Genomic DNA, 23,925 nt, shown 5'->3' with positions numbered 1-23,925 from the left:
GCTCAGGCCCGCTTGATGAGGCTGATGATCGCCAGCAGCAGCACGGCGCCGATGAAGGCGGTGATGAAGACGCCGATGTCGCCGCCGAAGCTGATGCCCAGCTTGGGCAGCAGCCAGCCCCCGAAGAAGGCCCCCAGCACGCCGACGACCATGTTGATGAGGATGCCGAAACCGCGGCCCTTCATCACCAGGCCGGCAAGCCAGCCGGCCAGCGCGCCGATGACCAGGAAAACGAGCAAGCTTGTTCCGTCCATACATTGCCTCCCTTCAGGAACGGTGGGTGGAGTCTTCGCCGCGTGCCGCCTTGCGTGCTTCGGCCTGCTCGCGCAGGTGGCGGAGCTCCTCGGCGGTCATGATGTGGCTGGAGTCACGCGACGTACTGGCGATGCGTGCGTTCAGCCAGCCAAGCAGGAACGCCACCATCAGCGCCAGCGATCCGGCCAGGAACACCAACACGCCCAGGGTGGGCATCGAACGCATCATGGCCAGGCCGAGGCAGGCCAGCGAACCGAGCAGATAAAGCCAATGCATGGGTCACCTCGCGGGTTTGCCGGAAGTTTAGCCCAAGCACGCGACGAGTCCAGAGGCCCGGCTCAGAGCACCGGCGAAAGCAGGCGGGTGGCGTTGTCGGCGAGCCGGCGCAGGAAGGGAGGCGGCGGGTCGTCGGCCTTCACTTCCCGGCACTGGGCCAGGGTCGAGGTCATCTCGCGTTCGAGCTCGCCGGCCAGGTCCCGGTCGTGCAGCAGGATGCTCAGCTCGAAGTTGAGCCGGAAGCTGCGGCTGTCGAAATTGGCGCTGCCCAGCACGCAGGTTTCGTCGTCCACCAGCAGCGCCTTGCTGTGCAGCATGCGCGGCTGGTACTCGAAAACACCGATGCCGGCCGCCAGCAGTTCGTCGTAGTACGACCGCGACGCCGCGCTGACCAGGGTCGAGTCGCTCCTGGCCGGCACCACCACGCGGACGTCCAGCCCGCGCATCGCCGCCGATGTCAGCGCCATGCGCGCCGCCTCGCCGGGAACGAAATAGGGCGTCACCAGCCAGACGCGCCGGTCGGCCTGGTGGATCGCTTCGACCTTCACCCGGTGGATCGATTCCCACACCGAGTCGGGCCCGGAGGGCAGCGCGTGGGCCAGCATCGTGCCCTTGCGTGCTTCGGGCCACAGGTTCTCGTCGCGCAGCGCGACGCCGGTGGCGTAGTGCCAGTCTTCCAGGAACGCCAGCTGCAGCCAGCGCACGATCGACCCTTCCAGGCGCAAGTGCAGGTCGTGGAAGGCCTTGGGATTGACCGCTTCGTTTTCGTCGTCGGTGATGTTGATGCCGCCGGTGAAGGCCACGCAGCCATCAACGATGACGATCTTGCGGTGGTTGCGCAGGTTGATGCGCGGGCGCCAGATGAAGCGCAGGCGCACCGGGTGGAACCAGCTGATTTCGACGCCGGCGTCCCTGAGCGGGGCCAGGAAGGCCCTGCCCAGCCTGGCCGAACCCAGGGCATCGAGCAGCAGGCGGACCCGCACGCCTTCGCGGGCCTTGGCCACCAGCGCGTCGCGCAGCGGCGTGCCGGTCTGGTCGGGTTCGAAGATGTAGTACTCCAGGTGCAGGTGGTGCTTCGCGCTGGCGATGGCCTCGTGCAGCGCGGCGTAGGTGGCCTTGCCGCCGACCAGCAGCTTCACGTCGACGGCGCTGCTGGGCGCGAACTGGGTGATCGTCTGGGCCAGGTGGGAAACGGTGGCGCAATCCTCGTTGGTCACCAGGTCGGACGGCAGGCCCGGTTCCAGGGTCCGCCGCGACAGGCTGCGTCGCCGGCGCTGGCGCACGATGCGCTGTGGCCCCAGGAAGTGGTACACAAGCAGCCCGATCCACGGCAGCGCGGCCAGCGACAGCACCCAGCTCAGGGTGGCGATGGGTTCGCGCTTCTGCATGACGATCCAGCCGGCCAGCACCGGCACGTACACCGCCCACAGGCCGATCAGCCAGGGCTTGAAGGTGTCCCAATCGAACGGAAAATCCATGCCTGCTCCCTGCGGTCTCGCCGGACGAGACGGGCCGGCGGCAAACTGGTGCCCATCATGTCAGGAAACCCCCCTCCAAGGCCCGCCAAGGGTCGCGGCGCCGTCGGCAACACTGAAGGCCGCTTCGCCGTCACCACGCGCGAGTCCGAACACGACGGCTGGCACGACGACGACCCGGGCCCGCCCGACGTGCGCACCGTGGTCAGCGAAGAGCGGGCCCGCAGCGTCATCAGCCGCAACCGGTCGCCCGACCTGCCATTCGACCGGTCGGTGAATGCCTACCGTGGCTGCGAGCACGGCTGCAGCTATTGTTTCGCCCGCCCAAGCCACGCCTACCTGGATCTTTCGCCCGGGCTCGATTTCGAAACCCGGTTGTTCGCCAAGACCAACGTCGCCGACGTCCTGCGCGGGGAGCTGGCGAAGCCGGGTTACGCGTGCGCGCCCATCGCCATGGGCACCAATACCGACCCCTACCAGCCCATCGAACGCCGCTACCGGCTCACCCGCGCCATCATCGAGGTGCTGGCCGACTGCGGGCATCCGTTCACCCTGCTCACCAAGAACGCGCTGGTGGAACGCGACCTCGACCTGCTCGAACCGCTGGCGCGACGCAAGTTGGTCAGCGTGGCGCTGTCGGTCACCACGCTCGACAACCGGCTTTCGGCGAAGCTTGAACCACGTGCCAGTGCGCCGCATCGTCGCCTGCAGGCCATCCGTCGCCTCAGCGAAGCCGGCATCCCCACCGGCGTGATGTTCGCGCCGGTCATCCCGGCGGTGAACGACGCGGAAATGGAGGCCGTGCTGGCCGCGGCGCGCGAAGCCGGCGCCAGCACCGCCGGCATGGTGCTGCTGCGCCTGCCGCACGAAGTGGCGCCCATCTTCCAGGACTGGCTGGAGGCGCACCTGCCCGAACGCGCCGGCCACGTCATGAGCCTGGTCAGGCAGGCCCGCGGCGGCCGCGACTACGACGCCAGCTTTGGCCAGCGCCAGACCGGCACGGGGGAATGGGCCCGGCTGGCGGGCCAGCGCTTCGACCTGGCCACGCGCAAGCTTGGTTACGCCACCCGGCGCGAATCCAGGCTCGACTGCGGGCAGTTCATCGCTCCACGCAAGCCCGGGCCGCAGGGCGAACTGTTCTGAAGCGCCGGCTCAGGCGCCCTTGCCGAAGATCTGTTCGGCGCGGTTGAACAGCACCCAGCTGGTGGCGATGTATTTGTCGCCCCCTTCCGGGCGGTTGCCGCGGTGGGTGTGGGTGAAGGCGGCGGGCGCGATCAGCAGGCTGCCGGTGCGCGGCGGCACCTTGCGCTGCTGGTACAGGAACTCGGTTTCGCCGGCCTGGAAGTCGTCATTGAGGTACACCGTCCACAGCAGGTGGCGGTGCAGGGTTTCGCAGCCCGGATCGCGTGGGTACAGCTCGCAGTGCCAGTAGGGGTAACCGCCCTCGCCGGCGCGGTAGCGCTGCAGGTTGATGCGCCCTGGCCGGAAGATCGAGCGGATGATGTCGTCCAGGGCGGCGTCAGGCAGCGTTTCGAAGTCGTCGGCCATCAGGCGCCGGACGTCGGTCGGGCTTTTCCCGTGCTGGACCATCAGCGGCGCGATCAGGGTGTAGGGATACTTGCGCAGGTAATTGGCCAGGCCGTTGAGGATGGCCTGCACGAAACTGGTTTCGACATCGCGCCACTCGGGCTTGCCGGAAATGCTGATGTCGCGGCTGTTCTTGAGGTCGGGGAAGAGGCCGCCGCCGACCAGGCCCGGCTGGTCCTGCCCGCACTCCTCGAAGCGCCGGATGATCTGCGCGCAGGTCGCCGCCGGGATGGCGTCTTCGTAGATTTCGATGAAGTCGCCGCCGCCCACCTCAGGACTCCGCATCGTGTTCGCGGTGGTAGCGCACCGCCTGCTCCACCTCGTCGCGCGACCCCAGGAACACCGGCACGCGCTGGTGCAGGCCGGTCGGCTGCACGTCCAGCATGCGCTGGCGTCCGGTGCTGGCGGCGCCGCCGGCCTGTTCGATGATGAAGGCCATCGGATTGGCTTCGTACATCAGCCGCAGCTTTCCGCCCTTGTCGCGGCACTTGCTGTCGAGCGGGTAGCTGAAGATGCCGCCGCGGGTGATGATGCGGTGCACGTCGGCCACCATCGAGGCCACCCAGCGCATGTTGAAGTCCTTGCCGCGCGGACCTTGCTTGCCCTGCAGGAGGTCGTCGACATAGCGCTGCATCGGCGCTTCCCAGAAGCGCTGGTTGGACATGTTGACCGCGAACTCCTTCGTTTCCGCGGGCACCTGCACGTCGCGCCGGGTCATCATGAAGCTGCCGATCTCGCGGTCCAGGGTGAACACGTGGGTGCCGTGGCCGACGGTCAGCACCAGCATCGTGCTGGGGCCGTAGGTGGTGTAGCCGGCGCAGACCTGGGTGTTGCCCGGCTGCAGGAAGTGTTCGTCGCCCGGCGCGGTGACGTCGTCCGGGCAGCGCAGCACCGAGAAGATGGTGCCGACCGAGATGTTCACGTCGATGTTGCTGCTGCCGTCGAGCGGATCGAACAGCAGCAGGTAGTTGCCGCGCTGGAAGGCGTCGGGGATGGGCTGGCTGTGGTCCATTTCCTCGGACGCCAGGCCGGCCAGGTGGCCGCCCCAGGCGTTGGCCTCGAGCAGGATGTCGTTGCTCAGCACGTCGAGCTTCTTCTGCGCCTCGCCCTGGATGTTCATGCTCGCCGCGCCGGGGCTGCCGGCGTCGCCCAGCACGCCGCCCAGCGCGCCCTTGCCGATGGCGATGGAAATGGTCTTGCAGGCGCGGGCCACGACCTCGATCAGCAGGCGCAGGTCGGCGTTGATGCGGCCGGCGTGCTGTTCCTCGATGAGGTAGCGGGTCAGGGAAATGGGCTTCATGGGGCTCCAGCAGGGTGGCGGCGGACCCCGGCATTGTCCGGGCCCACGCGGGGCTTGCAAGCGCGGGTCCGCCTGGAGGCACAATCGGGCATGACCGCGATCACCGTCCACGCCCTGCCGCTGCTGCCTCTGGCCACGGCCCTGGGCGTGGGCCTGCTGGTGGGCGCGGTGCGCGAACGCCGGCACCCCGGCCGCGCCACCTCGGCCGGTTTGCGCACCCACGCCCTGGCGGCGCTGTGCGGGGCCGTCGCGCTGTGGCTGGGCCTGGCCGTGTTCGTGGTGGTGGTGGCCCTGTCGGGCCTGTTCGCGGCCATGAGCTACCGCCTCAGCCGCGCCGAAGACCCCGGCCTCACCGGCGAGATCACCCTGGTGCTGACCACCCTGCTGGGCGGCCTGGCCCTGGGCCTGCCGGCCCTGGCCGGTGGCCTGGGCGTGGTGGTCGCGGCCCTGGTCTACCTGAAGGCGCCGCTGCACCAGCTGGCCCGGGAACGCGTCAGCGAAGCCGAAGTGCGCGACGGCCTGGTCCTGCTGGCGTCGGCGCTGGTGGTGCTGCCGCTGGTGCCCGACCGCAGCATCGGCCCCTTCGACGTCTTCAACCCGGCGATGCTGTGGAAGCTGGTCGTGCTGGTGATGGCGATCAGCGCCCTGGGCCATGTCGCGCTGCGCCTGGTCGGCAATCGCTGGGGACTGGCGGTGGCGGGTTTCTTCGCCGGCTACGTGTCGTCCACCGCGGCGGTGGCCGGTTTCGGCCAGCGCGTGCGCGAAACCCCGTCGCTGCGTTCGCCGGCGGTGGGCGCGGCGATGCTGGCCAACCTGGCCTCGCTCAGCCTGTTCGTGCCGATCCTGCTGGCGGTGTCGCCGGGGCTGCTGGCGCAGGTGGGCGGTGAACTGGCCGCGGGCGGCGCCGTGCTGCTGGCCGGCGGCCTGCTGGGCCTGCGCCCCGACGGCCAGGGCGAGCCGCCGCCGACCGCGCAGTCGCGCATGTTCCGGTTCCGGCATGCGCTGCTGTTCGCCGTCATCATCACGGCGGTGCTGTTCGCCTCGGCGGCGCTCAATGCCTGGCTGGGCCCGCGTGGCGCGATGGCCGGCGCCACCCTGGCGGCGCTGGCGGAAGTGCATGCCGCGGCCGCCACCGTGGCCAAACTTTCGGCCAGCGGCGCCCTCGACGTCGAACAGGCGCGCTGGGCGATCGTACTGATGCTGGCGGCCAGTTCGGTGGCCAAGTCGGTTGTCGCCTTCGCCAGCGGCGGCCCCGCCTACGGCCTGCGCGTCGCCGCCGGCCTGGTCGCCATGGTCGTCGCCACCGCCACCGTCGCCTGGCTCAACTGATTCAGATGATGCGCAGGGTGATGGCCTTGAGCACGGCGCGGGTGCGGTCGCGGGTGCCCATCTTGTCCAGGATTTCCGAGACGTAGTTCTTCACCGTGCCTTCGGACAGGAACACGGCCTTGGCGATTTCCCGGTTCGAATAGCCGCCGGCGATCAGGCGAAGGATCGCCACCTCGCGTTCGCTGAAGGTGTCGGTCGGCGCCGACTGGTCGCGGTAGGCGTACCGCGCGCGCACCGGGTCGGTGGGCACCGGCGCCAGCAGGGTTTCACCGGCGGCGACGCGGGTGATGGCTTCGTACAGGTCCTCCGGCGAGGCGTCCTTTAGCAAGAACCCCTGGGCCCCGGCCTCGGCGGCGGCCAGCGGCAGGCTTTCCTCGTCGAAGGTGGTCAGCAGCACCACCGGGGTGGCATCGCCGCGTTCGCGCAACGCGCGCACCAGGCCGAAGCCGTCCAGGCCGGGCATCCGGATGTCGGAAAGGATGACGTCCGCCGGCGACGAGGCCAGCGCGTCGAGCAGGGCCTGGCCGTCGTCGGCCTGCACCACCATTTCCAGGCGCGGGAAACCTGCCAGCAGCGCGATCAGGCCGCTGCGCACCAGGGCCTGGTCGTCGGCCAGGGCGACGCGGATGGGGTCGCCGCTCATGCCGCCACCGGCAGCCAGGCCTGCAGGTGCACGCCGCCGGTATCGGTGCGGCCCAGCTCAAGCCCGCCGCCCAGGGCTTGCAGGCGTTCGCGCATGCCGCGCAGGCCGTTGCCCGGTTCCAGCGCGCCGCGGCCGCGGCCGTCGTCGCGGATGTCCAGGCGCAGCCCGCCCGGTTCCCGTGCCAGCACCACCCACAGGTTGTTGGCCTGGGAATGCCGGGCGGCATTGGTCAGGCCTTCCTGCACGGCGCGCAGCACCGCCTCGGCCTGCGGCAGCGAGCCCACGCGGGCATCGCCGTCTATCTGCAGGTGCAGGCGCGGCCGCGGGAAGGGCGTGGCCAGAGCTTCCAGCGCCGGGCCCAGGTCCATGCCGTCGGAACGGCGCATCTGCTGCACCACGTCGCGGATGTCGGTCAGCAGCTCGTCGGCCAGGCGCGCGCAGAGCGCGACCTGGGCGTCGCCGGCCACACGCGGGTCGCGTGAAAGCGCCGCCAGGTTCAACTTCAACGCGGTGAGCTTGTGGCCGGCGACGTCGTGCAGTTCGCGCGAAAGGCGCAGGCGTTCGCCGTCGCGCGCGGTTTCCGCCAGCAGCGAACGCGTCGCCAGCAGGTCGGCATTGGCAGCGGCCAGATCGTCGCGCGCACGTTCGGCGCTCACTCCGAACCAGGCCGCGCTGGCGGCGAATACCTGGAAACACCCCAACATCAGCGTGCCCACCAGCGGAGAGCCCCAGCCCCAGACGCCCGCATAGATGCCGTACAGCGCGATGTTCACCAGCGCCAGCACCACGCCGGAACCGCGGGGCGACCAGGCGTTCACGACCTGGATCGCGCACAGGATCAGCAGGATCGGCAGGGTGCTGTTGCGCGCCAGGGCCATCATCGCGAACGCCAGCAGGTACTGGAGCACGATGTAGACCCGCAGGCGGGGTAGCGGGGTGTCGTTGCGACCCACGACGGCCATGAACAGGACCAGGTAGGCCACGTGCAGGGTGCCCAGCCCCCAGGTCGGCGGCGTTCCATCCAGCCAGGCCGGCACGCCGCTACCGCCGTAGACCAAATCCCACCCGATGGCGCCCCAGGTGATGTAACCGGCGAAGTTGAGCGGGGTGAAAAGCTGTTTCAGTCGTTCGCGCATGGGGCCAGCTTGGGCCCGGCACGCGGGAGGCTCAAGTCCTGGCCTGCACAAAGTGACTTCCGGCACCTCGATCCGGTGACCGCCGGCACCTGAGCCGCGTCGGCGCGCCACGGAAACTGGCCCCACACCGAAGGAGAACACCATGGAAGCTGCCTCGATCCCGCTCATCCTGCATGTCACCGCCGGCATCGTCGCGCTGGTGACGTTCTGGACCGCCGGCCTGGTGAAAAAGGGCACGCCTTTCCACCGCGGTGTCGGCAGGGTCTACCTGCTGGCCATGCTGGGCATCGTGCTCACCGGGATCCCGCTGGTGCTGCAGCTCGGCGAACGCGGCCATCCCGTGGGCGCGCTGTTCCTGACCTACCTGCTGGTACTGGTCGGCAACGCCAGCTGGTTCGCCTGGCGGGCCATCCGCGACCGCCGGGACCGCGCGGCCTTTTACGCTCCGATTTATTGGTTTGTGGTCGCGCTGACCGCCACCAGCGGGCTGGCGATCATCGCGCTGGGCTCGCAAGTGGGCTCGGTGCTGTTGCAGGTGTTCGGAGGCGTCGGCGTGGTGGGTGGCATCGGCGCCATCTTCAGTTGGCGGGGTTCGGCCAGCGACCCGAAGTGGTGGCTCAAGGAACACTACGGATCGATGATCGGCAACGGCGTCGCCACCCACATCGCCTTCTTCGGCATCGGCCTGCGCGGCCTGCTGCCGGGCGTCGACCCGCAGCTGCTGCAGCACTTCACCTGGTTCACCCCGCTGGCCGGCGCCTTCATCGCGGCCTGGTGGCTCAACCGCAAGTACGGCCGGCCGGCCGCGAAGAAAACTCAGACGTCGCCGTCGTCCAGCCAGCCTTCGCCGGTGCCGCGGTTGAACACCTGATCGCCCGGCTGCACGCTGCCGGCCGGGAAGCTGTCGACCTGGCCCAGGCGTTCGTAGATCGGCGTGAAGTCCGGCCCCGTCGCTTCCATCAGCTGCTCGTAGCTGTCGATCACGAAGTAGGTCTTCTGGAAGGTGTCGATGCGGTAGCGGGTGCGCATGATGCGCTCGAGGTCGAAGCCGATGCGGTTGGGCGCCTTCGATTCCAGGCAGTGGATCGATTCGCTCTTGGAGCTGACGATGCCGCTGCCGTAGATGCGCAGGCCGTCGTCTTCCTTGATGAGCCCGAACTCCACCGTGTACCAGTACAGGCGCGTCAGGTTCACCAGCGCTTCGGGGCCGATGCCGTGCGCCTTGACGCCGCCGCGGCCGTAGGCGGCCATGTAGTCGGCGAAGACCGGGTTCATCAGCAGCGGCACGTGGCCGAACAGGTCGTGGAACAGGTCGGGTTCGCTCAGGTAATCGAGCTGGTCGGGCTTGCGGATCCACCAGGTCACCGGGAAGCGGCGGTTGGCCAGGTGTTCGAAGAAGGTCAGTTCCGGCAGCAGGCCCTCGACGCCGATCAGCTCCCAGCCGGTGGCCTTGCGCAGCACCGGGTTGAGATCGTCGAACTTCGGGATGCGGTCGGCCGACATGCCCATCACTTCCTGCTGGGCCAGGAACTCCTTGCTGGCGCGGCCGGGCAGGATTTCGCGCTGGCGCTTGAACAGCGTCGCCCAGACCTCGTGGTCGGTGGCGGTGTAGTCGCCCCAGGGCTGTTCGACCACGGCCGTGGTGTAGACGGGCACGTAGCCCTTGTCGGTGAGCTGGTGTTCGACGCGGCGCGGGGTGTTCATGCCTTTCTCCGTACGCTTTGCATCAGTCTATCGCTGGCGGGCCGCAATCGGCTTGCGTAGTTGCACAATACGGCCTTAACCGCGCAATATTATTGCGGCGATGAAGCCGGAGGCCGCACGAAGTGGAAAGCCTGAAGTTCGATCGCACCGACCTGGCCATCCTGGCCGAACTCCAGCGCGAGGGCCGGCTCAGCAATGCCGACCTGGCCGACCGGGTGAAACTTTCGCCCTCGGCCTGCCTGCGCCGGGTGCAGCGCCTGGAACAGGACGGCGTGCTGGCTGGCTACGCCGCCCGCATCGACCCGGACCGGGTCGGCCTGGGCCTGCAGGCCTTCGTGCGCGTGCAGCTGGCCCGCCACGACGCCGACGCCGTGCAGGCCTTCACCGAGCGCGTGAACCGCTGGGACGAAGTGGTGGCCTGCCACGCCCTGACCGGCGAAATGGACTACCTGCTGCAGGTGGTCGTGCAGGACCTGGCGCATTTCTCGCGCTTCCTGCTCGACCACCTGCTCAACGCCAGCGGCGTCGCCGACATCAATTCCAGCTTCGTGCTGCGCACGGTGAAGCAGGCGCGCGGCCTGCCCCTGGGCCACCTGGGCTGACTACTGCCCGCCGAAGGTGCGACCGAAGAAGTCGCCTTCCTTCCAGCGCGGCTTTTGATCGGCGTCACCGACCCGGCGGCCGATGGCGGCATTGAGCATCGCCAGGCGCGCGGCGCTGGGGTAATGGATCGGCAGCGAGGTTTCGTCGCTGGGCTGGTGGTAGTGGCCGGTCAGGAAGTCCTCGTACAGCGCCAGCGCATCCACGTCCGGGGAACGCGCCTTGATGCCGGCGTCCAGGTACACGGCCGGGATTCCCTTGCGCACGAAGGCGTACTGGTCCGAACGCACGAACACCACTTCTTCGGGCTTCGGGTCCGCGGTGAGGCCGATGCCCAGCACGTCGGCGGCGGCCTTGACGTCGTCCTCCAGGCTGCTGTGCTCGATGCCGATCGGCACCACGTCGGTGACATCGGCCAGGAACACCGGCATGTCCATGTTGATGTTCGCCACCAGCGTGCCTTCCACGCCCGGGTTGGACGCGAAGTGTTCGGCGCCCAGCAGGCCGCGCTCTTCGGCGGTGAGCGCAACGAACAGCAGCGTGCGCTTGGGTGCGGGCGTCGCCACCAGCTGCGTCGCGGCTTCCAGCATCACGGCGGTGCCCAGGGCGTTGTCGAAGGCGCCGTTGTAGATGCCGTCGCCGTCCACCTCGGCCCCGATGCCGACGTGGTCGAGATGGGCCGTGTAGACGATGTGCTCGGCGGCCAGCGTGGCGTCGCTGCCCGACAGCCTGCCGACCACGTTGTGGCTGGTGACCCGGGCCAGCGTGGTGCGGCCGGCCAGCGTGGCCTGGCCGTCGAGGTCGAAGGCTTCCAGCGTGCCGGCTTCGCGGCGCGCGAATACTTCCTCGGCGTCCATGTCCGCGCCTTCGAACAGGCGGCGCGCCGCGTGCACGCCCAGGCTGGCGGTGGCGCGCAACTGCGGGAAGGCGTCCACCGGCTGGCCGTCCGGGCCGACCAGGCGCATGCCGGGCATCGCCCAGTTGCGGGCGCCGCGCGCCCAGGGGTACTTGGCCTCGTCCACCGGGTTGCCGATCTGCACCGCGCCGACGGCGCCGCGTTCGGCCAGGCGGGTCAGCTTCTGCCGGCCCGAGGCGTGGAAGGCGCGCTGGGTGTTGGGGAAGTCGGACGGGGCGCCGGAGAAATACACGGCGATCTTGCCGCGCACGTCCACGCCGTCGAAGTCATCGTGGTCGAGTTCCGGCGCGTGCACGGCCTGGCCGACGAACACCAGCGGCGCGGTCACCGCGTGGGTGCCGGCGTTGTAGTTCACGCCCGGCAGGAAGTCGTCCTGGAAGGCGAAGTCGATCAGCTCGCCGTCGCGGCTGAAGCTGAAGCTGGCGCCGTCGCGTTCGCGCCGGCCTTCGAGCAGGGGCACGGCCTGAAGGTAGCTGCCGTCGTCGCCGGCCGGCTCCAGGCCGATGGCGCGGTAGCGGTTGGCCACGTACAGCGCGGCCAGGTCGTAACCGCGGGTGCCGGCGGCACGCCCTTCGAGCAGGTCGTCGGCCAGGAAGGCGACGTCGGCGTGGATGCGACGGGCGCCGTCGGCCTCGCGCGCGGCGGCGCCGGGCGCCGCACCGGGCACGTCCGGCGCAGGTTCGCGGCCACAGGCCACCAGCAGGGTCAGGGCGATGGGAACCAGCAGCTGCTTCATTCGGGACACTCCCAGGGGCAATCCGCCGACGCTACCACCGGGCCAGCCTGCTGGGAATGAAGGCGGCGTGCTCAGTCGGCCGGGCTCTCCCAGCCGCTCATCGCGTCGGCCATCACCAGGTCGCGGCCGGCGTGCTTGGCCGCGTACATGGCCCGGTCGCCGCGCTGCAGAAGCTGCGAAAACAGCCGGTCGGCCGGCGCCAGCACCGCCACGCCGATCGACAGGGTCACCCTGCGCGGCTGGCCGCGCAGGTCCAGCGGCCGCTCCGAGAAGGCCACGCGGATGCGTTCGGCCGCCGCCGCCGCGCTGGCCCCGTCGGTGTTGGGCATCAGCACGATGAATTCCTCGCCGCCCAGCCGGCCAAGCAGGTCTTCGGCGCGCAGACATTCACGGATGCGTTCGACCGCGCGCACCAGGGCCAGGTCGCCGGCGGCGTGCCCCAGTTCGTCGTTGATGCGTTTGAAGTGGTCGATGTCCACCACCTGCAGCGCCAGCGGCATGCCGTGGCGGCGGGCGCCGGCGATGGCGCGGGTGCCCAGCTCTTCGATGGCGCGGCGGTTGTAGACGTCGGTGAGGTAGTCCATGCGCGCGGCGCGTTCGAGGTCGCGCTGGCTGCGGTCGGTGCACAGCAGCAGGAAACCCACCGTCGCCACCACCGGCAGGATGCTGCCGACGGCGTAGGTAAGCAGCTGCACGTGGGTCAGCTGGAACACGGCGATCACCTGGCCCGGGTCCCAGGTCAGGGCGATGGCGCGGTAGACCATGATGATGGCGGCCAGCAGGAAGGCGCTGCCGGCGACATGGCGGACCAGGCCGCGCACGTCCGGACCCCGGTAGATCGTCCAGGCGCAGTAGCCCAGCATCCAGGCCAGCACGATCGAAATGGCGATAAGCCGCTTGGTCAGGTCGTACTGCACCAGCCCGAACCAGGCCGAAACCGCCACGGCCAGCGCCACCATGCCCCAGAGCAGCCCGTGCGGCACCGTGAGCCGGTGGAACCGGCGCAGCGCCACCGCGTACGCGGCGAATGCGCCGGCGATGCAGGCATTGGCGACCACGATCGTCACCCAGGCCGGCAGGTGGTCGCGCTGGCTCAGCAGCACGAAGCCGGCGGGCTGCAGCAGGGTCGCGGCCACCCACCAGTTCATCGCCGGCCGGAACGCGGCGGGCATGGCGCGGGCCACCACCGCCAGGACGACGCCGATCAGCAGGGTGAGCAGCGCGCCGACCAGCAGGCCGGAACGGATGTCGAAGGACCACTCCACGGGCGGCATCGCCTCCTCTGGCGATGGCGGGTCTCGGGCCAAGGGTTCCACCCCTCCGGCGGGGGCGCAAGCCCGAGAAATTCAGCGTCCGCCGTCGTCCTCGTCGCGCCGCGGGCGGAACGGCAGCACCACGCCGCCGGGCGGGGGGTCCGGGCGCTGCCAGAGCACCGGCACGTCCTCGGGTCGCGGCGGCTCGAACTGCGCCGCCTCGGCCTCGGCGATCGCGGCGGCCTGTTCCTCCTCGATTTCCCAGCTGTAGCGCTTTCGCGGCGGTTCCGGGTCCAGGCGCCGCCAGCGCCAGGCCGCGACGATGCCGGCCAGGGCGCCACCCAGGTGGTATTCCCAGGACACGCCGGGCTCGCGCGGCAGGATCGTCAGCACCATGCCGCCGTACAGGAAGAAGGCGATCAGGGCCGCGGCGATGGCCGCCTTGTCGCGCCGGAACAGGCCCAGGAACAGCAGCAGGAACATCAGGCCGTGGGTCAGCCCGCTGGCGCCGATATGGAAGGACGGCCGGCCGATCAGCCAGGTGACCACGCCCGACAGCAGCCACAGCACCGGCAGGGCCCGCAGCGCCGCCCGCGGATAGACCGTGCCGACCAGGGTGCCCAGCACCAGCAGCGCGCTGGCGTTGGCCAGCCAGTGCCCGGCCGAACCGTGCAGCAGCGGCGCGGTGAGGATGCCCACCAGGCCGCTGGCCTGCAGCGGCACCAGCGCGAATTCACGCAGCCCGCCCAGCGCCGGGGTGGCGAAAAAGATCGCGCCGATCAGCGCCACGAAGGCCATCGAGGCCAGCAGCGCCCGGCGGAAGTGCCGCCCCACGGCGTCGGCGTGACGCTGGCGTTCGGAGTCCATCATTCCGAAGTGGGGCCCAGAAGGCGCGGGCGCAAGGGCAGGTTCAGCGCGGGGGCTGCAGGTGCTTGGGTGGCCGCGGCTGGATCCACAGGCTCATCACCATGGACGTGGCGATGGTGGCCGCCACCACGCCCAGGGAAATCGCCACCGGGATCTTGTAGATGTCCACGATCAGCATCTTCGCGCCGATGAAGATAAGCACCATCGCCAGGCCGTAGGCCAGCAAGTGGAACTTCTCGGCCGCGCCGGCCAGCAGGAAGTACAGCGCACGCAGCCCCAGCACCGCGAACACGTTCGAGGTCAGCACGATGAACGGGTCGGTGGTGATGGCGAAGATGGCCGGGATCGAGTCGACCGCAAAGATGACGTCGGTGATCGCGATCATCACCAGCACGATGAACAGCGGCGTGTACTTGCGGCGCCGGCCCTCGCCCAGCCACAGCGCTTCGCCGTGGTAACGCCGCACCATCGGGAAGCGCCCGGTCAGCCAGCGCAGCACCGGGTTCTTGTCCATGTCCGGCTCCTGGCCGGCGGCCCACAGCATCTTCGCGCCGGTGACCAGCAGGAACACGCCGAAGATGTACAGGATCCAGTGGAACTGCGCGATCAGCGCCGCGCCGACGAAGATGAGGATGCCGCGCAGCACGATCGCGCCCAGCACGCCCAGGATGAGCACCCGCTGCTGCGACTGCGGCGGCACCGCGAAGTAGGTGAACAACATCAGGAACACGAATATGTTGTCGACCGCCAGCGCCTTCTCCACCAGGTAGCCGGTAAGGAACTCCAGCGCGATGCGGTCGGCGTCCTGCGCCGGCATCTGGCCCTGCAGGTACCACCACAGGCCGACATTGAAGACCATGGCCAGCCCGATCCAGGCCAGTGACCAGATCACCGCTTCGCGCGTGCTGACCTTGTGCGGGCCGTTCTGGCGCAGTACCAGCAGGTCGACGGCAAGCGCGACCAGGACCAGGACCGTGAACACGGTCCACATCAGCGGGGTACCGATGGTTTCCAAGAAAGCTTCTCCGTAGCGCAGCCTGTCGTCCGGGCCATGGCGCGAGGTTCCGGGACGGAACGACGTCGTCGTGGGCGGGCGAAGGTCTCGCTCGCAGGCCTGGGCCTGCCTGCCGGACCGGGGCTTTGGACGTGGGTCCGGGCCCGTGATGACGATCTCGGCAGCGGGAGCTACTCCCCTTCTGTGGGCAGATTCTGTCATGGCCGGTTAACTTGATGTCAATCACACTCCGTCGTGCGACGGCCGCGCTACTCTCTGGCCGGTGACGGGCGGGCCGCGGACGGGGAAGGCATGGCGCTGGACATACTCTCGGTGATGCTGGTGGGCGTGCTGCTGAGCGCGCTTACGGTGCTGTTCCTGACCCAGGCCAGCCTGCACTTCCCGCCCGAACGCCGGCGGCACCTGCGCATCTGGACCGTCGGTCTGCTGCTGCAGCCCATGGCCTGGGCCATGCTGGCGGCACGCGGCCAGTTGCCCGACCCGGTGTCGATCTCCCTGGGCAACGGCCTGCTGCTGCTGGGTTTCGCCGAAATGGCACGGGCCGTGCGCGGCTTCCAGGGGCTGCCCGAGTTCCGCTACCGGCTTTGGGGCGTGGTGCTGGCGGCGGTTGTCGGCCTGGCCTGGTTCTCGGAATTCCGCCCGCACTACAGCGCGCGCGTGCTGGTCAATTCGGTGGCGGCGACGATCCTGCTGGGCACCATCGCCCTGGCGATGGCGTCGGCCTACCGGCGCGATGGCTTCACCGCGGCGCGGCTGACCGGGGCGTTTGCGGCGTTCGGGATGCTGGTGGCCTTCTGGCGCTTCTTCGAGCACGCGTTGGCGCCCCGGCCCGAGGGCAGTCTGTTCGAGGCGGGACCCAGCGACATGGTGGTCTTCGTGTATGCCTGCGTGGGCGTGATGTTCCTGAGCCTGGGCTTCGTGCTGATGCACACCGAACGCGCCTACGAAGACCTGCGCAAGCTCGCCACGGTCGACCCGCTGACCGGCGTGCTGGCGCGCAGTGGCCTGGTCGAACAGGGCCATCGCCTGGTGTCGGAGTCGCGCCGGCACGGCCGGCCGCTGGCGGTCCTGTTGCTGGACATGGACCAGTTCAAGACCGTCAACGACACCCTGGGCCACGCGGCCGGCGACGGCGTGCTGCGGCACCTGGCGGCGCGGGCGCGGCTGGTCCTGCGCGGCGAGGACATCCTGGGACGCCTGGGCGGCGACGAGTTCGTGGCCCTGTTGCCCAGCACCGACGCACCCGGCGCCCGGGTCGTGGCCGAACGCCTGCGCGAAGCCATCAACCGCGCCCACATGCTGTACCGGGGCGAGGAGATTCCGGTGCCGGTGTCGATCGGCGTCGCCCAGGTCCGTGCCGACGAGTCGCTGGAGGCGGCGCTGCAGCGCGCCGACCTGGCCATGTACCAGGCCAAGCGGGCCGGCGGCGACCGCGTCGAGCTGTCCCCGGCGGGCTGATCCGGGGCAGGGCCGGGCCGGCCCCGGTACAATCCGCCGATGAATACGCCTGCCCTTCCGGTCATTTCGCTCAAGATTGAGCGCCGTTCCAACCACCCCTGGATCTTCCAGAAGATGGTGGTCAAACCCGACGCCAAGCCCAAGCCGGGCAGCATCGTCGACATCGTCGACAACACCGGCAAGTGGGTCGGCCGTGGTTTCTACAACGGCCATTCGCGCATCGCCCTGCGCGTGCTCACCGAAGACGCCGACGAGGCGGTGGACGAGGCCTTCTTCGCCCGCAAGATCGCCGACGCGGTGGCCCTGCGCCGGCAGGCGCTGCGCCTGGATGAAACCACCGACGCCTGGCGCGTGGTGCACTCCGAAGGCGACGGCCTGTCGGGCCTGGTGGTCGACCGCTACGGCGACCTGCTGGTGGTCGAGTTCTTCTCGGCCGGTGCCTTCCGCCACCGCGAGTGGGTGTATGCCGCGCTGCGCGAGCAGTTCCCGGGCTGCCGCTTCTACAGCTTCTCCGAAGAACACGTGCAGAAGCAGGAAAGCTTCGACTTCCGCGCGCCGCCGGCGCCGGAGCCGAGCCTGATCACCGAAAACGGCCTGAAGTTCCGCGCCAGCCCGGGCAGCGGCCACAAGACCGGCTTTTTCGCCGACCAGCGCGACAACCGCGAGTTCCTGGCGCGATTCACCGCCGGCAAGCGCGTGCTCGACATCTGCTGCAACTCCGGCGGTTTCGCCATCTACGCCAAGGCCCGCGGCGGTGCCGGCGAAGTGATCGGCATCGACCTGGACGAGGAAATCCTGGAAGTCGCCGAAAAGAACGCGCGCCTCAACGAGGCGAAGATCAAGTTCGTCCAGGCCGACCTGTTCCACTACCTGCGCGACGCCCACCAGCGCGGCGAACAGTTCGACGTGGTGGTGCTCGACCCCGCCAAGCTGACCCGCGACCGCGAGCAGGTGATCCCGGCGCTGAAGAAATACAACGACATGAACAAGCTGGCCATGCAGGTGGTCAGCCCGGGCGGCATCCTGCTGACCTGTTCGTGCACCGGCCTGGTGTCGGAAGAAGAATTCCTGGACATGATCCGGCGCGCGGCCTTCTATTCGGGCCGCACCGTGCAGGTGCTCAAGGTCGCGGGCGCCGGCGGCGACCATCCGTTCATGGCCCATGTGAAGGAAAGCCGCTACCTCAAGGCGGTGTTCTGCCGCGTGCTCTGAGGAAACCCATGGACGCGCCCCTGCCTGGAGTGCCGCGCGTGCGCAGGGCCGCGCTGGCCTTCATTTTCATCACGGTGCTGGTGGACGTGATGGCCTTCGGCCTGATCATCCCGGTGTTGCCGCACCTGCTGAAGCAGATCACCGGCGGCGAGATCGCCGACGCCACGATGTGGCACGGCCTGTTCGCCACCGGCTACATGGTGATGCAGTTCTTCGCCCAGCCGGTGCAGGGCGCGCTGTCCGACCGTTTCGGGCGCCGGCCGGTGATCCTGGTGTCCAACGCCGGCCTGGCCATCGATTTCCTGATCATGGCGATGGCCGAGACGCTGCCGCTGCTGTTCCTGGCGCGGCTGATGTCGGGCGCGACCTCGGCCAGCTTCAGCACCGCCAACGCCTACATCGCCGACGTCACGCCGCCCGAGAAGCGCTCCGCGGCCTTCGGGCGCCTTGGCATGGCCTTCGGCATCGGCTTCACGGTGGCGCCGGTGATGGGCGCCTGGCTGGGCGCGGTGGACCTGCACCTGCCGTTCTGGGTGGCGGCCGGGCTGTGCGCGGCGAACTTCTGCTACGGCTGGTTCGTGCTGCCCGAGTCGCTGCCGCCGGAGCGCCGCGCGCCCCTTGATTGGCGCCGGGCCAATCCCCTGGCCTCGCTGAAACTGCTGCGTGCGCATCCGGAACTGTTCGGGCTCGCCGGCGTCAGCTTCCTGATGGCGCTGGCGCACCTGGTCTATCCCACGACCTTCGTGCTCTACGCCGACTACCGGTTTGGCTGGGGCCTGGAAATGGTCGGCTGGACGCTGCTGCTGGTCGGCGTGCTGACGGTCATCGTGCAGGGCGGCCTGGTCGGGCGCATCGCCCGCACCTTCGGCGACCGCCGCACGGTGCTGATCGGCGCCACCGCCGGCGGCCTGGGCTTCGCGATGTACGCCCTGGCGCCCAATGGCTACTGGTTCTGGGCGGCCATGCCGGTGGCGGCGCTGTGGGCCGTGGCCAACCCGGCGGCGCAGTCGCTGATGACGGCGCGGGTTTCGCCCAGCGAACAGGGCCGGCTGCAGGGCGCCATCGGCAGCCTCAACTCCATCGCCGGCATCCTGGGGCCGACCTTGTTCACCCAGACCCTGGCCTTCGTGGCGGCCAACGAAATGCGCGGCCCGATGGCCGGCGCCAGCTTCTGGCTGGCCGCGGTCATGGTTTCGCTGGGCGGCCTGCTGGCCTGGCGGGTCACCACCACGCGGCCCTGACATGGACCGGGGTTAGGATGGGCGCCACGTTCGAGGAGTCGTTGCCATGACCAAGCCCGTCACCCAGGACCAGGCCGAGGATGCCGTCCGCACCCTGCTGCGCTGGGCCGGCGAAGACCCGGCGCGCGAAGGCCTGCTCGACACCCCGCGCCGGGTCGCCAAGGCCTACGGCGACTGGTTCAGTGGCTACAGCGTCGATCCGCGCGAATACCTGGCGCGCACCTTCGAGGAAGTCGAGGGTTACGACGAGCTGATCGTGCTGCGCGACATCGAATTCGAATCGCACTGTGAACACCACATGGCCCCGATCATCGGCAAGGCCCACGTCGGCTACCTGCCGGCCGGCAAGGTGGTGGGCATCAGCAAGCTGGCCCGGGTGGTGGAGACCTATGCCCGCCGCTTCCAGGTGCAGGAGAAGATGACCGCGCAGATCGCCAACTGCATCCAGGACGTGCTGCAGCCGCGCGGCGTCGGGGTGGTGGTGGTGGGCGCGCACGAGTGCATGACCACGCGCGGCATCCACAAGCGCGGCGTCAGCATGATCACCTCCAAGATGCTGGGCAGCTTCCGCGAAGACGCCCGCACCCGGGCCGAATTCCTTCGTTTCATCGATGTCGGCCCGGGTCGCTAGGTCTATACTGCCGGCCAGATGAGCGACCCCCGCGCCCAACTCGACGCCCTCCGCGAAGCCATCGTCGCCGCGTCCCCGGCGCAGGCCGCGCGGATGCTGATGCTGCTCGACGCGCTGGACAAGGACATGACCACCCTGGCTGCGCAGCGCGACCGCCTGCGCCAGGACGTCGAAGACGCCGAACACGCCCGCGACGCGGCCAACCTGGCGCGCATGAAGGTCATGGGCCAGCTCAACACCCTGCAAAAAATCCTGGCCGCGGCCGTGCCCGACGTCCCGTCCGGCAAGGACCCGCAAAGCGACGCCCAGCGCCGCGTCGAATGGCTGCTAAAGAGCGGCGGCACCGACCCGGCCGCCGCGCAAGCCGCCAAGTCGGCGGAGATGGAAGCCCCCATGCCCGGCCGCGCCGTGCTCGAGGCGGTGATCGCCGGCGAGCGCAAGTTCACCAAGGCCCAGCTGGAGTTTTCGATCGCCGAAGCCATGGTGCTGACCGGCTGGCAGATGACCCCGCTCGAGCTCACCCAGAAGGGCGAGCCCTGGCTGGCCGACCTGATCCTGCAGAACCAGGCCGACCTGGCCTGATCCCGGCGGCGCTTCCCCGCCCATGACTTCCGGCCCGTAGACAGGGTCGCGTTTCCTACTACACTCGTAGAACGACAGGTGTAGAGGAAGGCTCGTGAGCCCCCAGGACCATGACATTCCCGCTGATTCCCCCGACGGCGTCGCGCTGAGCGAACTGCAGCTCGACGTCATGCGCGTGCTCTGGCGGGGCGAGGCCAGCGTGGCCGAAGTCGCCGCGGCCCTGGCCGAAAGCCGCGGCCTGGCCCACACCACCGTGGCCACCGTGCTGACCCGTCTGGGAAGGCGCGGGGTCGTTGCCGCCCGGCGCGACGGCCGCCAGCTCTGGTACCAGGCGACCGTCAGCGAATCCCAGGTCCGTCGCAGCATGGTCGGCGACCTCATCCAGAACCTGTTTGAAGGCGATCCCCGGGCCTTGCTGGCCCACCTGGTCAGCGAAAGCGAGGTGGCGCCGGGCGACCTCGACCAGGTGCAGGCGCTGCTGGCGGAACGGCCCGGCAAAGGCCGGGGCCGGACATGAACGCGATCGACCTCGTGCTGTCCTGGCTGCTGACCCTGGCGCTGCACGCCACCGTGCTGCTGTCGCTGGCCTGGGGACTGCAGCGCCTGGGCGCGCTGCGCCATCCCGGCTGGCGCGAACTGGCCTGGCGCGGCGCGCTGTTCGGCGCGCTGCTGTCGTCGGTGCTGGCCACCGCTGCGCCGGCCCTGCCGGCGCTGGACGAGTGGGCCCGCAGGCCTGCACCGCCCACCGCGCAGGCCGTTTCCGCGGCCCCGGCGGCGGACAAACGCCCCGATCCCACCCGGGCCCTGCGCGCGACCCTGCCCGGCGAAACCGGCTTGCCGCGGATCCTGGCCCGGCAGGGCGCCGCAGCGGCGGACGCGCCGGGCACCGTGGAAACTTCCTTCGCTTCGTCCCCGGAATCGTGGCAGGTGCCTGGCCCGTTGGCGGCCACCCTGGTGCTGGCCTGGCTGCTGGGCGGCTTGCCCGTCGCCATGCGCCTGGGGCGCCAGGCCTGGGCCCTGCGGCGCTGGACGCGCGGGCAGCCCGGCGTGGCCCCGCGCGCGGGTTCACGCTTGCCGGCCCTGGCCAACGGCCTGGGCCGCGCGCTGGCGCTGAAGTGCCTGCCACGGCTGCGCCTGGTCGAGGGGCTCGCGAGCCCCATGCTGCTGCCGGGACGCCGCCTGCTGCTGCCTGCCTGGGTGGACGACCTGTCGCAGCAGCAGCAACGCGCCCTGCTGGCCCACGAACTGGCCCACCTGCAGCGCCGCGATCCGGCCTGGCGACTGGCCCAGCGCCTGGCCGTGCTGCCGCTGTACTTCCATCCGCTTGCCTGGCTGGCCCTGCGCCGGCTCGAGGCCCTGGCCGAGGACGCCTGCGACGAACGCGCCGCGGCGCTGTGCGGTAGCGGCCGCCCGCTGGCCGAATGCCTGGCGGCCTGCCTGGTCCGCGGCGCGGCCCCACAAACCATCACCCCCACCCTGGCCGTGGCCATGGCCGCCGAACCCGGCCCCGTGGTCCGCCGCGTCAGGAACCTGCTGGAGGAAACCCCCATGCGCCGTCCGATTCCCGCTTCGATTCGCCGCACCGCACTGGTGGCCGGCCTTGCCGCTGCCCTGGCGCTGCCGGGCCTGGCGATCACCAGTGCCGGCAGTCCCGCGCATGCCGCCGGCCTGTTCGACGGCCTGTTCAACGGCACCGCCCACACCAGCTTCAACGGCAAGAGCCGCTATGTGCACCGCAACAGCCTCACCGGACTGCGCATGGAGATGAGCTTGCGCGGCGACGTGGCGTTCACCGACGCCGAGGACGACATCGCAAGCATGGCCGCGGGGTCAGCATTCGAACTCTCGATCAAGCGCGCGGGCGTTGAGCGTTCCCTGCGCGTCACACCCGGCAATGGCGGGCTTGAGCGCGACTATCGCGTGGGCGGCGAAAAGCGCCCCTTCGACGCCGCCGCACGCGCCTGGCTGGCCGAGTCCCTGCCGCAGCTGCTGCGCGAGACCGGCATTCAGGCCCAGGCGCGCGGTGGCCGCATCCTGGCGCGCGGTGGCGTCGACGCGCTCATGGCCGACATCGACAAGATCGAAAACGACCACGCGCGTGGGCTATACCTTGGCGTGCTGTTCGAGAACGCAAAGCTCGACGAGGCCAGCCTGGCCCGCGCCCTGGCCCTGGCCGGCAAGATGGCCACGGACTACGAACTGCGCCGCGTGCTGCAGGCAGCCCTGGACAGCCAGGCCCTGACAGCCTCCGGCCAGGCGCAGCTGCTGCAGGCGGCGGCGAAGATCGGCTCCGACTACGAACAGGCGCAGCTGCTGGCCCACATGGCCAGGTCGCAGCCACTGCAGGGAACGGTGCTTTCGGCCTGGCAGGCGGCCCTGGCCACCATTGGCAGCGACTACGAACAGCGACAGGTCCTGTCGGCGCTGCTTGCGCGCAACGAGCCGGCAGCAACCCGGGTCGCACTCGAGGGAGCCCGTGGTATCGGCAGCGACTACGAGGCCCGCACGGTCCTGCAACAGGCGATCGGCATGGTCCGCAACGATGCGGACACACGGAGGGCCTGGTTCAAGGTGCTGGCGGACATCGGTTCGGACTACGAGCAGCGACAGGCACTCGAGGCCCTGCTCGACGGCGGCGTCGTTGACGTGGAGCTTGCCGACGACGTGCTGGCTTCGCTGCGTAACGTGGGCTCGGGCCACGAGGCGGCGCAGGTGCTTCGCCGGCTGGCCGCCGTGATGCCCGCCGACCAGGGGCTGTTGGAGCGCTACCGCGCGGCGGCCCGCCGCCTTTCCGACCACGAGCGGGGCCAGGCTGAACGCGCGCTGGACCGTTTCGCGCTGGCGGGGGCGGACCAGTCAGGTACCTGAACCCTTCCAACGCCGCTTCACCGAAGCCGGCCCGGATGGGTGCATGCTCCCTTGGCATCTCCACACCTTTCCAGGAGTACTGCCATGAAAACTAGAAACCACGTGCTCGTCGCCACTGCGATCTCCGTCGCGCTGCTTGCCGGCTGCACCACCACAGGTGGCGGCTACTACGGGTCCACCCCGCAGCAGCAGCAAACCGATCCCAACGACGAAGGCATGAACCGTACCCAGCGCGGCGCCCTGATCGGCGCGGCCGTCGGTGCCGTGGCCGGCCTGCTCAGCGGCGACGACGCCACCGAGCGCCGCCAGCACGCCCTGATCGGCGCCGGTGTCGGCGGCCTGGCCGGCGGCGCCATCGGCCGATACCAGGACAACCAGGAACGCGCGCTGCGCGAACGCATGCGGGGCACCGGCGTGGACGTGGTCCGCGACGGCGACCACATCACCCTGGACATGCCCGAGGCGATCACCTTCGCCTTCAACTCCAGCACGCTCAACCGCAACGCCTACTCGGTGCTCGACCGCGTGGCCGACACGCTGCGCGAATATGACCAGACGATGATCGAAGTCGCCGGCCATACCGACAGCATCGGCAGCGATGCCTACAACGACAAGCTGTCGCGCGAACGTGCCCAGGCCGTGGCCAACTACCTGGTCAGCCGCGGCATCAGCGGCCAGCGCCTGATCATCACCGGTGCCGGCGAGCGTTACCCGATCGCCAGCAACGACACCGAGGCCGGCCGCGCCGAGAACCGTCGCGTCGAGATGACGATCGTGCCGATCCGCAACGACTGATCCATCCCCCGATGGAGTTTGCCGCCAACGCCCGGGCCCCCCGGGC

General features: G+C 69.8%; 24 protein-coding genes. 12 read left to right on the top strand and 12 right to left on the bottom strand.

What is annotated here, in order from left to right; translation table 11 throughout:
* Positions 1–2 precede the first annotated feature (2 nt).
* The 3 genes from IEX13_RS09650 to cls all read right to left on the bottom strand — a co-directional run bounded on the left by IEX13_RS09650 (position 3) and on the right by cls (position 2,009).
* Entirely contained in the window at positions 3–239 is a 237-nt protein-coding gene (locus IEX13_RS09650) for a GlsB/YeaQ/YmgE family stress response membrane protein (RefSeq protein ID WP_229668511.1), read from the bottom strand.
* Positions 240–267: 28 nt separating this feature from the next.
* Positions 268–531 (bottom strand): hypothetical protein, encoded by a 264-nt coding sequence (locus IEX13_RS09645; RefSeq protein ID WP_188663576.1) that lies wholly within the window; start codon positions 529–531, stop codon positions 268–270.
* 62 nt (positions 532–593) lie between these two features.
* Complete coding sequence (cls, locus tag IEX13_RS09640) at positions 594–2,009, bottom strand: cardiolipin synthase (RefSeq protein ID WP_188663574.1); 1,416 nt, start codon at positions 2,007–2,009, stop codon at positions 594–596.
* A 57-nt stretch (positions 2,010–2,066) separates the two neighbouring features.
* On the opposite strand from cls, the gene IEX13_RS09635 reads away from it, so the two are divergent.
* Positions 2,067–3,149, top strand: a complete 1,083-nt coding sequence (locus tag IEX13_RS09635; protein ID WP_188663572.1) for a PA0069 family radical SAM protein — start codon at positions 2,067–2,069, stop codon at positions 3,147–3,149.
* Positions 3,150–3,158: 9 nt separating this feature from the next.
* Here the strand turns inward: IEX13_RS09635 and IEX13_RS09630 are convergent, their stop codons facing one another.
* Entirely contained in the window at positions 3,159–3,878 is a 720-nt protein-coding gene (locus IEX13_RS09630) for a 2OG-Fe(II) oxygenase (RefSeq protein WP_188663570.1), read from the bottom strand.
* Positions 3,865–4,893, bottom strand: coding sequence for a class 1 fructose-bisphosphatase (locus IEX13_RS09625; protein ID WP_188663568.1), 1,029 nt, complete (start codon positions 4,891–4,893; stop codon positions 3,865–3,867). The genes IEX13_RS09630 and IEX13_RS09625 overlap by 14 nt, the downstream gene beginning before the upstream one ends.
* A 90-nt stretch (positions 4,894–4,983) precedes the next feature.
* Between IEX13_RS09625 and IEX13_RS09620 the strand changes: the two genes are divergently transcribed.
* Positions 4,984–6,222 (top strand): MgtC/SapB family protein, encoded by a 1,239-nt coding sequence (locus IEX13_RS09620; RefSeq protein WP_188663567.1) that lies wholly within the window; start codon positions 4,984–4,986, stop codon positions 6,220–6,222.
* 1 nt (position 6,223) lies between these two features.
* Here IEX13_RS09620 and IEX13_RS09615 read toward each other — a convergent pair whose 3' ends face one another.
* Together IEX13_RS09615 and IEX13_RS09610 are read right to left on the bottom strand one after the other, a co-directional pair.
* Positions 6,224–6,865, bottom strand: coding sequence for a response regulator (locus IEX13_RS09615; protein WP_188663565.1), 642 nt, complete (start codon positions 6,863–6,865; stop codon positions 6,224–6,226).
* Positions 6,862–8,001 carry a sensor histidine kinase gene (locus IEX13_RS09610; RefSeq protein ID WP_188663563.1) on the bottom strand — a complete coding sequence of 380 codons (1,140 nt, stop codon included), beginning with the start codon at positions 7,999–8,001 and terminating at the stop codon, positions 6,862–6,864. Before IEX13_RS09610 ends, IEX13_RS09615 begins: the two co-directional genes overlap by 4 nt.
* Positions 8,002–8,143: 142 nt before the next feature.
* Between IEX13_RS09610 and IEX13_RS09605 the strand changes: the two genes are divergently transcribed.
* Positions 8,144–8,872 (top strand): hypothetical protein, encoded by a 729-nt coding sequence (locus tag IEX13_RS09605; protein WP_188663561.1) that lies wholly within the window; start codon positions 8,144–8,146, stop codon positions 8,870–8,872.
* On the opposite strand, the gene phhA is transcribed toward IEX13_RS09605, so the two are convergent.
* Entirely contained in the window at positions 8,818–9,705 is an 888-nt protein-coding gene (phhA, locus tag IEX13_RS09600) for a phenylalanine 4-monooxygenase (RefSeq protein WP_188663560.1), read from the bottom strand. The genes IEX13_RS09605 and phhA overlap by 55 nt on opposite strands.
* 122 nt (positions 9,706–9,827) lie before the next feature.
* Here phhA and IEX13_RS09595 point away from each other — a divergent pair, with 122 nt between their 5' ends.
* Positions 9,828–10,307 (top strand): Lrp/AsnC family transcriptional regulator, encoded by a 480-nt coding sequence (locus tag IEX13_RS09595; RefSeq protein WP_188663558.1) that lies wholly within the window; start codon positions 9,828–9,830, stop codon positions 10,305–10,307.
* Here IEX13_RS09595 and IEX13_RS09590 read toward each other — a convergent pair whose 3' ends face one another.
* The 4 genes from IEX13_RS09590 to IEX13_RS09575 form a co-directional block, all read right to left on the bottom strand.
* A complete protein-coding gene (locus tag IEX13_RS09590) occupies positions 10,308–11,957 on the bottom strand; it encodes a M28 family metallopeptidase (RefSeq protein WP_188663556.1) in 1,650 nt (549 codons plus the stop codon).
* Positions 11,958–12,028: 71 nt separating this feature from the next.
* Complete coding sequence (locus IEX13_RS09585) at positions 12,029–13,222, bottom strand: GGDEF domain-containing protein (protein ID WP_188663554.1); 1,194 nt, start codon at positions 13,220–13,222, stop codon at positions 12,029–12,031.
* Positions 13,223–13,303: 81 nt separating this feature from the next.
* On the bottom strand, positions 13,304–14,077 hold the full coding sequence (locus tag IEX13_RS09580; RefSeq protein ID WP_425489099.1) for a rhomboid family intramembrane serine protease: 774 nt from the start codon (positions 14,075–14,077) through the stop codon (positions 13,304–13,306).
* Positions 14,078–14,120: 43 nt separating this feature from the next.
* Positions 14,121–15,092, bottom strand: coding sequence for a TerC family protein (locus IEX13_RS09575; protein ID WP_188663551.1), 972 nt, complete (start codon positions 15,090–15,092; stop codon positions 14,121–14,123).
* Positions 15,093–15,383: 291 nt separating this feature from the next.
* Here IEX13_RS09575 and IEX13_RS09570 point away from each other — a divergent pair, with 291 nt between their 5' ends.
* The 8 genes from IEX13_RS09570 to IEX13_RS14365 all read left to right on the top strand — a co-directional run bounded on the left by IEX13_RS09570 (position 15,384) and on the right by IEX13_RS14365 (position 23,879).
* Positions 15,384–16,550 (top strand): GGDEF domain-containing protein, encoded by a 1,167-nt coding sequence (locus IEX13_RS09570; protein ID WP_188663550.1) that lies wholly within the window; start codon positions 15,384–15,386, stop codon positions 16,548–16,550.
* 39 nt (positions 16,551–16,589) lie between these two features.
* A complete protein-coding gene (locus IEX13_RS09565; RefSeq protein ID WP_188663549.1) occupies positions 16,590–17,762 on the top strand; it encodes a class I SAM-dependent rRNA methyltransferase in 1,173 nt (390 codons plus the stop codon).
* A gap of 8 nt (positions 17,763–17,770) precedes the next feature.
* The gene (locus IEX13_RS09560) at positions 17,771–19,003 is read left to right on the top strand and encodes a TCR/Tet family MFS transporter (RefSeq protein ID WP_188663548.1); all 1,233 of its coding nucleotides are present in this window, start codon (positions 17,771–17,773) and stop codon (positions 19,001–19,003) included.
* Between the two features lie 46 nt (positions 19,004–19,049).
* Positions 19,050–19,634, top strand: coding sequence for a GTP cyclohydrolase I FolE (gene folE, locus IEX13_RS09555; protein ID WP_188663547.1), 585 nt, complete (start codon positions 19,050–19,052; stop codon positions 19,632–19,634).
* Positions 19,635–19,652: 18 nt separating this feature from the next.
* Positions 19,653–20,216 carry a hypothetical protein gene (locus IEX13_RS09550; RefSeq protein ID WP_188663545.1) on the top strand — a complete coding sequence of 188 codons (564 nt, stop codon included), beginning with the start codon at positions 19,653–19,655 and terminating at the stop codon, positions 20,214–20,216.
* Between the two features lie 94 nt (positions 20,217–20,310).
* Positions 20,311–20,733 carry a BlaI/MecI/CopY family transcriptional regulator gene (locus IEX13_RS09545; protein ID WP_229668510.1) on the top strand — a complete coding sequence of 141 codons (423 nt, stop codon included), beginning with the start codon at positions 20,311–20,313 and terminating at the stop codon, positions 20,731–20,733.
* Complete coding sequence (locus tag IEX13_RS09540; protein WP_188663544.1) at positions 20,730–23,084, top strand: M56 family metallopeptidase; 2,355 nt, start codon at positions 20,730–20,732, stop codon at positions 23,082–23,084. The genes IEX13_RS09545 and IEX13_RS09540 overlap by 4 nt, the downstream gene beginning before the upstream one ends.
* Before the next feature lie 84 nt (positions 23,085–23,168).
* Complete coding sequence (locus IEX13_RS14365; RefSeq protein ID WP_188663542.1) at positions 23,169–23,879, top strand: YiaD family glycine zipper/OmpA-like lipoprotein; 711 nt, start codon at positions 23,169–23,171, stop codon at positions 23,877–23,879.
* The last annotated feature ends 46 nt before the right edge of the window (positions 23,880–23,925 follow it).

Source organism: Arenimonas soli (genome assembly GCF_014643775.1).
GTDB lineage: Bacteria > Pseudomonadota > Gammaproteobacteria > Xanthomonadales > Xanthomonadaceae > Arenimonas > Arenimonas soli.
Note: the sequence above shows the minus strand (reverse complement) of the source record. Positions and strands in the feature narration are given on the sequence as shown.

Coding starts and splice junctions, on each gene's coding strand:
- IEX13_RS09645 (WP_188663576.1), bottom strand. CDS start 531: ATGCATTGGCTTTATCTGCTCGGTTCGCTGGCCTGCCTCGGCCTGGCC.
- cls (WP_188663574.1), bottom strand. CDS start 2,009: ATGGATTTTCCGTTCGATTGGGACACCTTCAAGCCCTGGCTGATCGGC.
- IEX13_RS09635 (WP_188663572.1), top strand. CDS start 2,067: ATGTCAGGAAACCCCCCTCCAAGGCCCGCCAAGGGTCGCGGCGCCGTC.
- IEX13_RS09630 (WP_188663570.1), bottom strand. CDS start 3,878: ATGCGGAGTCCTGAGGTGGGCGGCGGCGACTTCATCGAAATCTACGAA.
- IEX13_RS09625 (WP_188663568.1), bottom strand. CDS start 4,893: ATGAAGCCCATTTCCCTGACCCGCTACCTCATCGAGGAACAGCACGCC.
- IEX13_RS09620 (WP_188663567.1), top strand. CDS start 4,984: ATGACCGCGATCACCGTCCACGCCCTGCCGCTGCTGCCTCTGGCCACG.
- IEX13_RS09615 (WP_188663565.1), bottom strand. CDS start 6,865: ATGAGCGGCGACCCCATCCGCGTCGCCCTGGCCGACGACCAGGCCCTG.
- IEX13_RS09610 (WP_188663563.1), bottom strand. CDS start 8,001: ATGCGCGAACGACTGAAACAGCTTTTCACCCCGCTCAACTTCGCCGGT.
- IEX13_RS09605 (WP_188663561.1), top strand. CDS start 8,144: ATGGAAGCTGCCTCGATCCCGCTCATCCTGCATGTCACCGCCGGCATC.
- phhA (WP_188663560.1), bottom strand. CDS start 9,705: ATGAACACCCCGCGCCGCGTCGAACACCAGCTCACCGACAAGGGCTAC.
- IEX13_RS09590 (WP_188663556.1), bottom strand. CDS start 11,957: ATGAAGCAGCTGCTGGTTCCCATCGCCCTGACCCTGCTGGTGGCCTGT.
- IEX13_RS09580 (WP_425489099.1), bottom strand. CDS start 14,077: ATGGACTCCGAACGCCAGCGTCACGCCGACGCCGTGGGGCGGCACTTC.
- IEX13_RS09570 (WP_188663550.1), top strand. CDS start 15,384: ATGGCGCTGGACATACTCTCGGTGATGCTGGTGGGCGTGCTGCTGAGC.
- IEX13_RS09565 (WP_188663549.1), top strand. CDS start 16,590: ATGAATACGCCTGCCCTTCCGGTCATTTCGCTCAAGATTGAGCGCCGT.
- IEX13_RS09560 (WP_188663548.1), top strand. CDS start 17,771: ATGGACGCGCCCCTGCCTGGAGTGCCGCGCGTGCGCAGGGCCGCGCTG.
- folE (WP_188663547.1), top strand. CDS start 19,050: ATGACCAAGCCCGTCACCCAGGACCAGGCCGAGGATGCCGTCCGCACC.
- IEX13_RS09550 (WP_188663545.1), top strand. CDS start 19,653: ATGAGCGACCCCCGCGCCCAACTCGACGCCCTCCGCGAAGCCATCGTC.
- IEX13_RS09540 (WP_188663544.1), top strand. CDS start 20,730: ATGAACGCGATCGACCTCGTGCTGTCCTGGCTGCTGACCCTGGCGCTG.
- IEX13_RS14365 (WP_188663542.1), top strand. CDS start 23,169: ATGAAAACTAGAAACCACGTGCTCGTCGCCACTGCGATCTCCGTCGCG.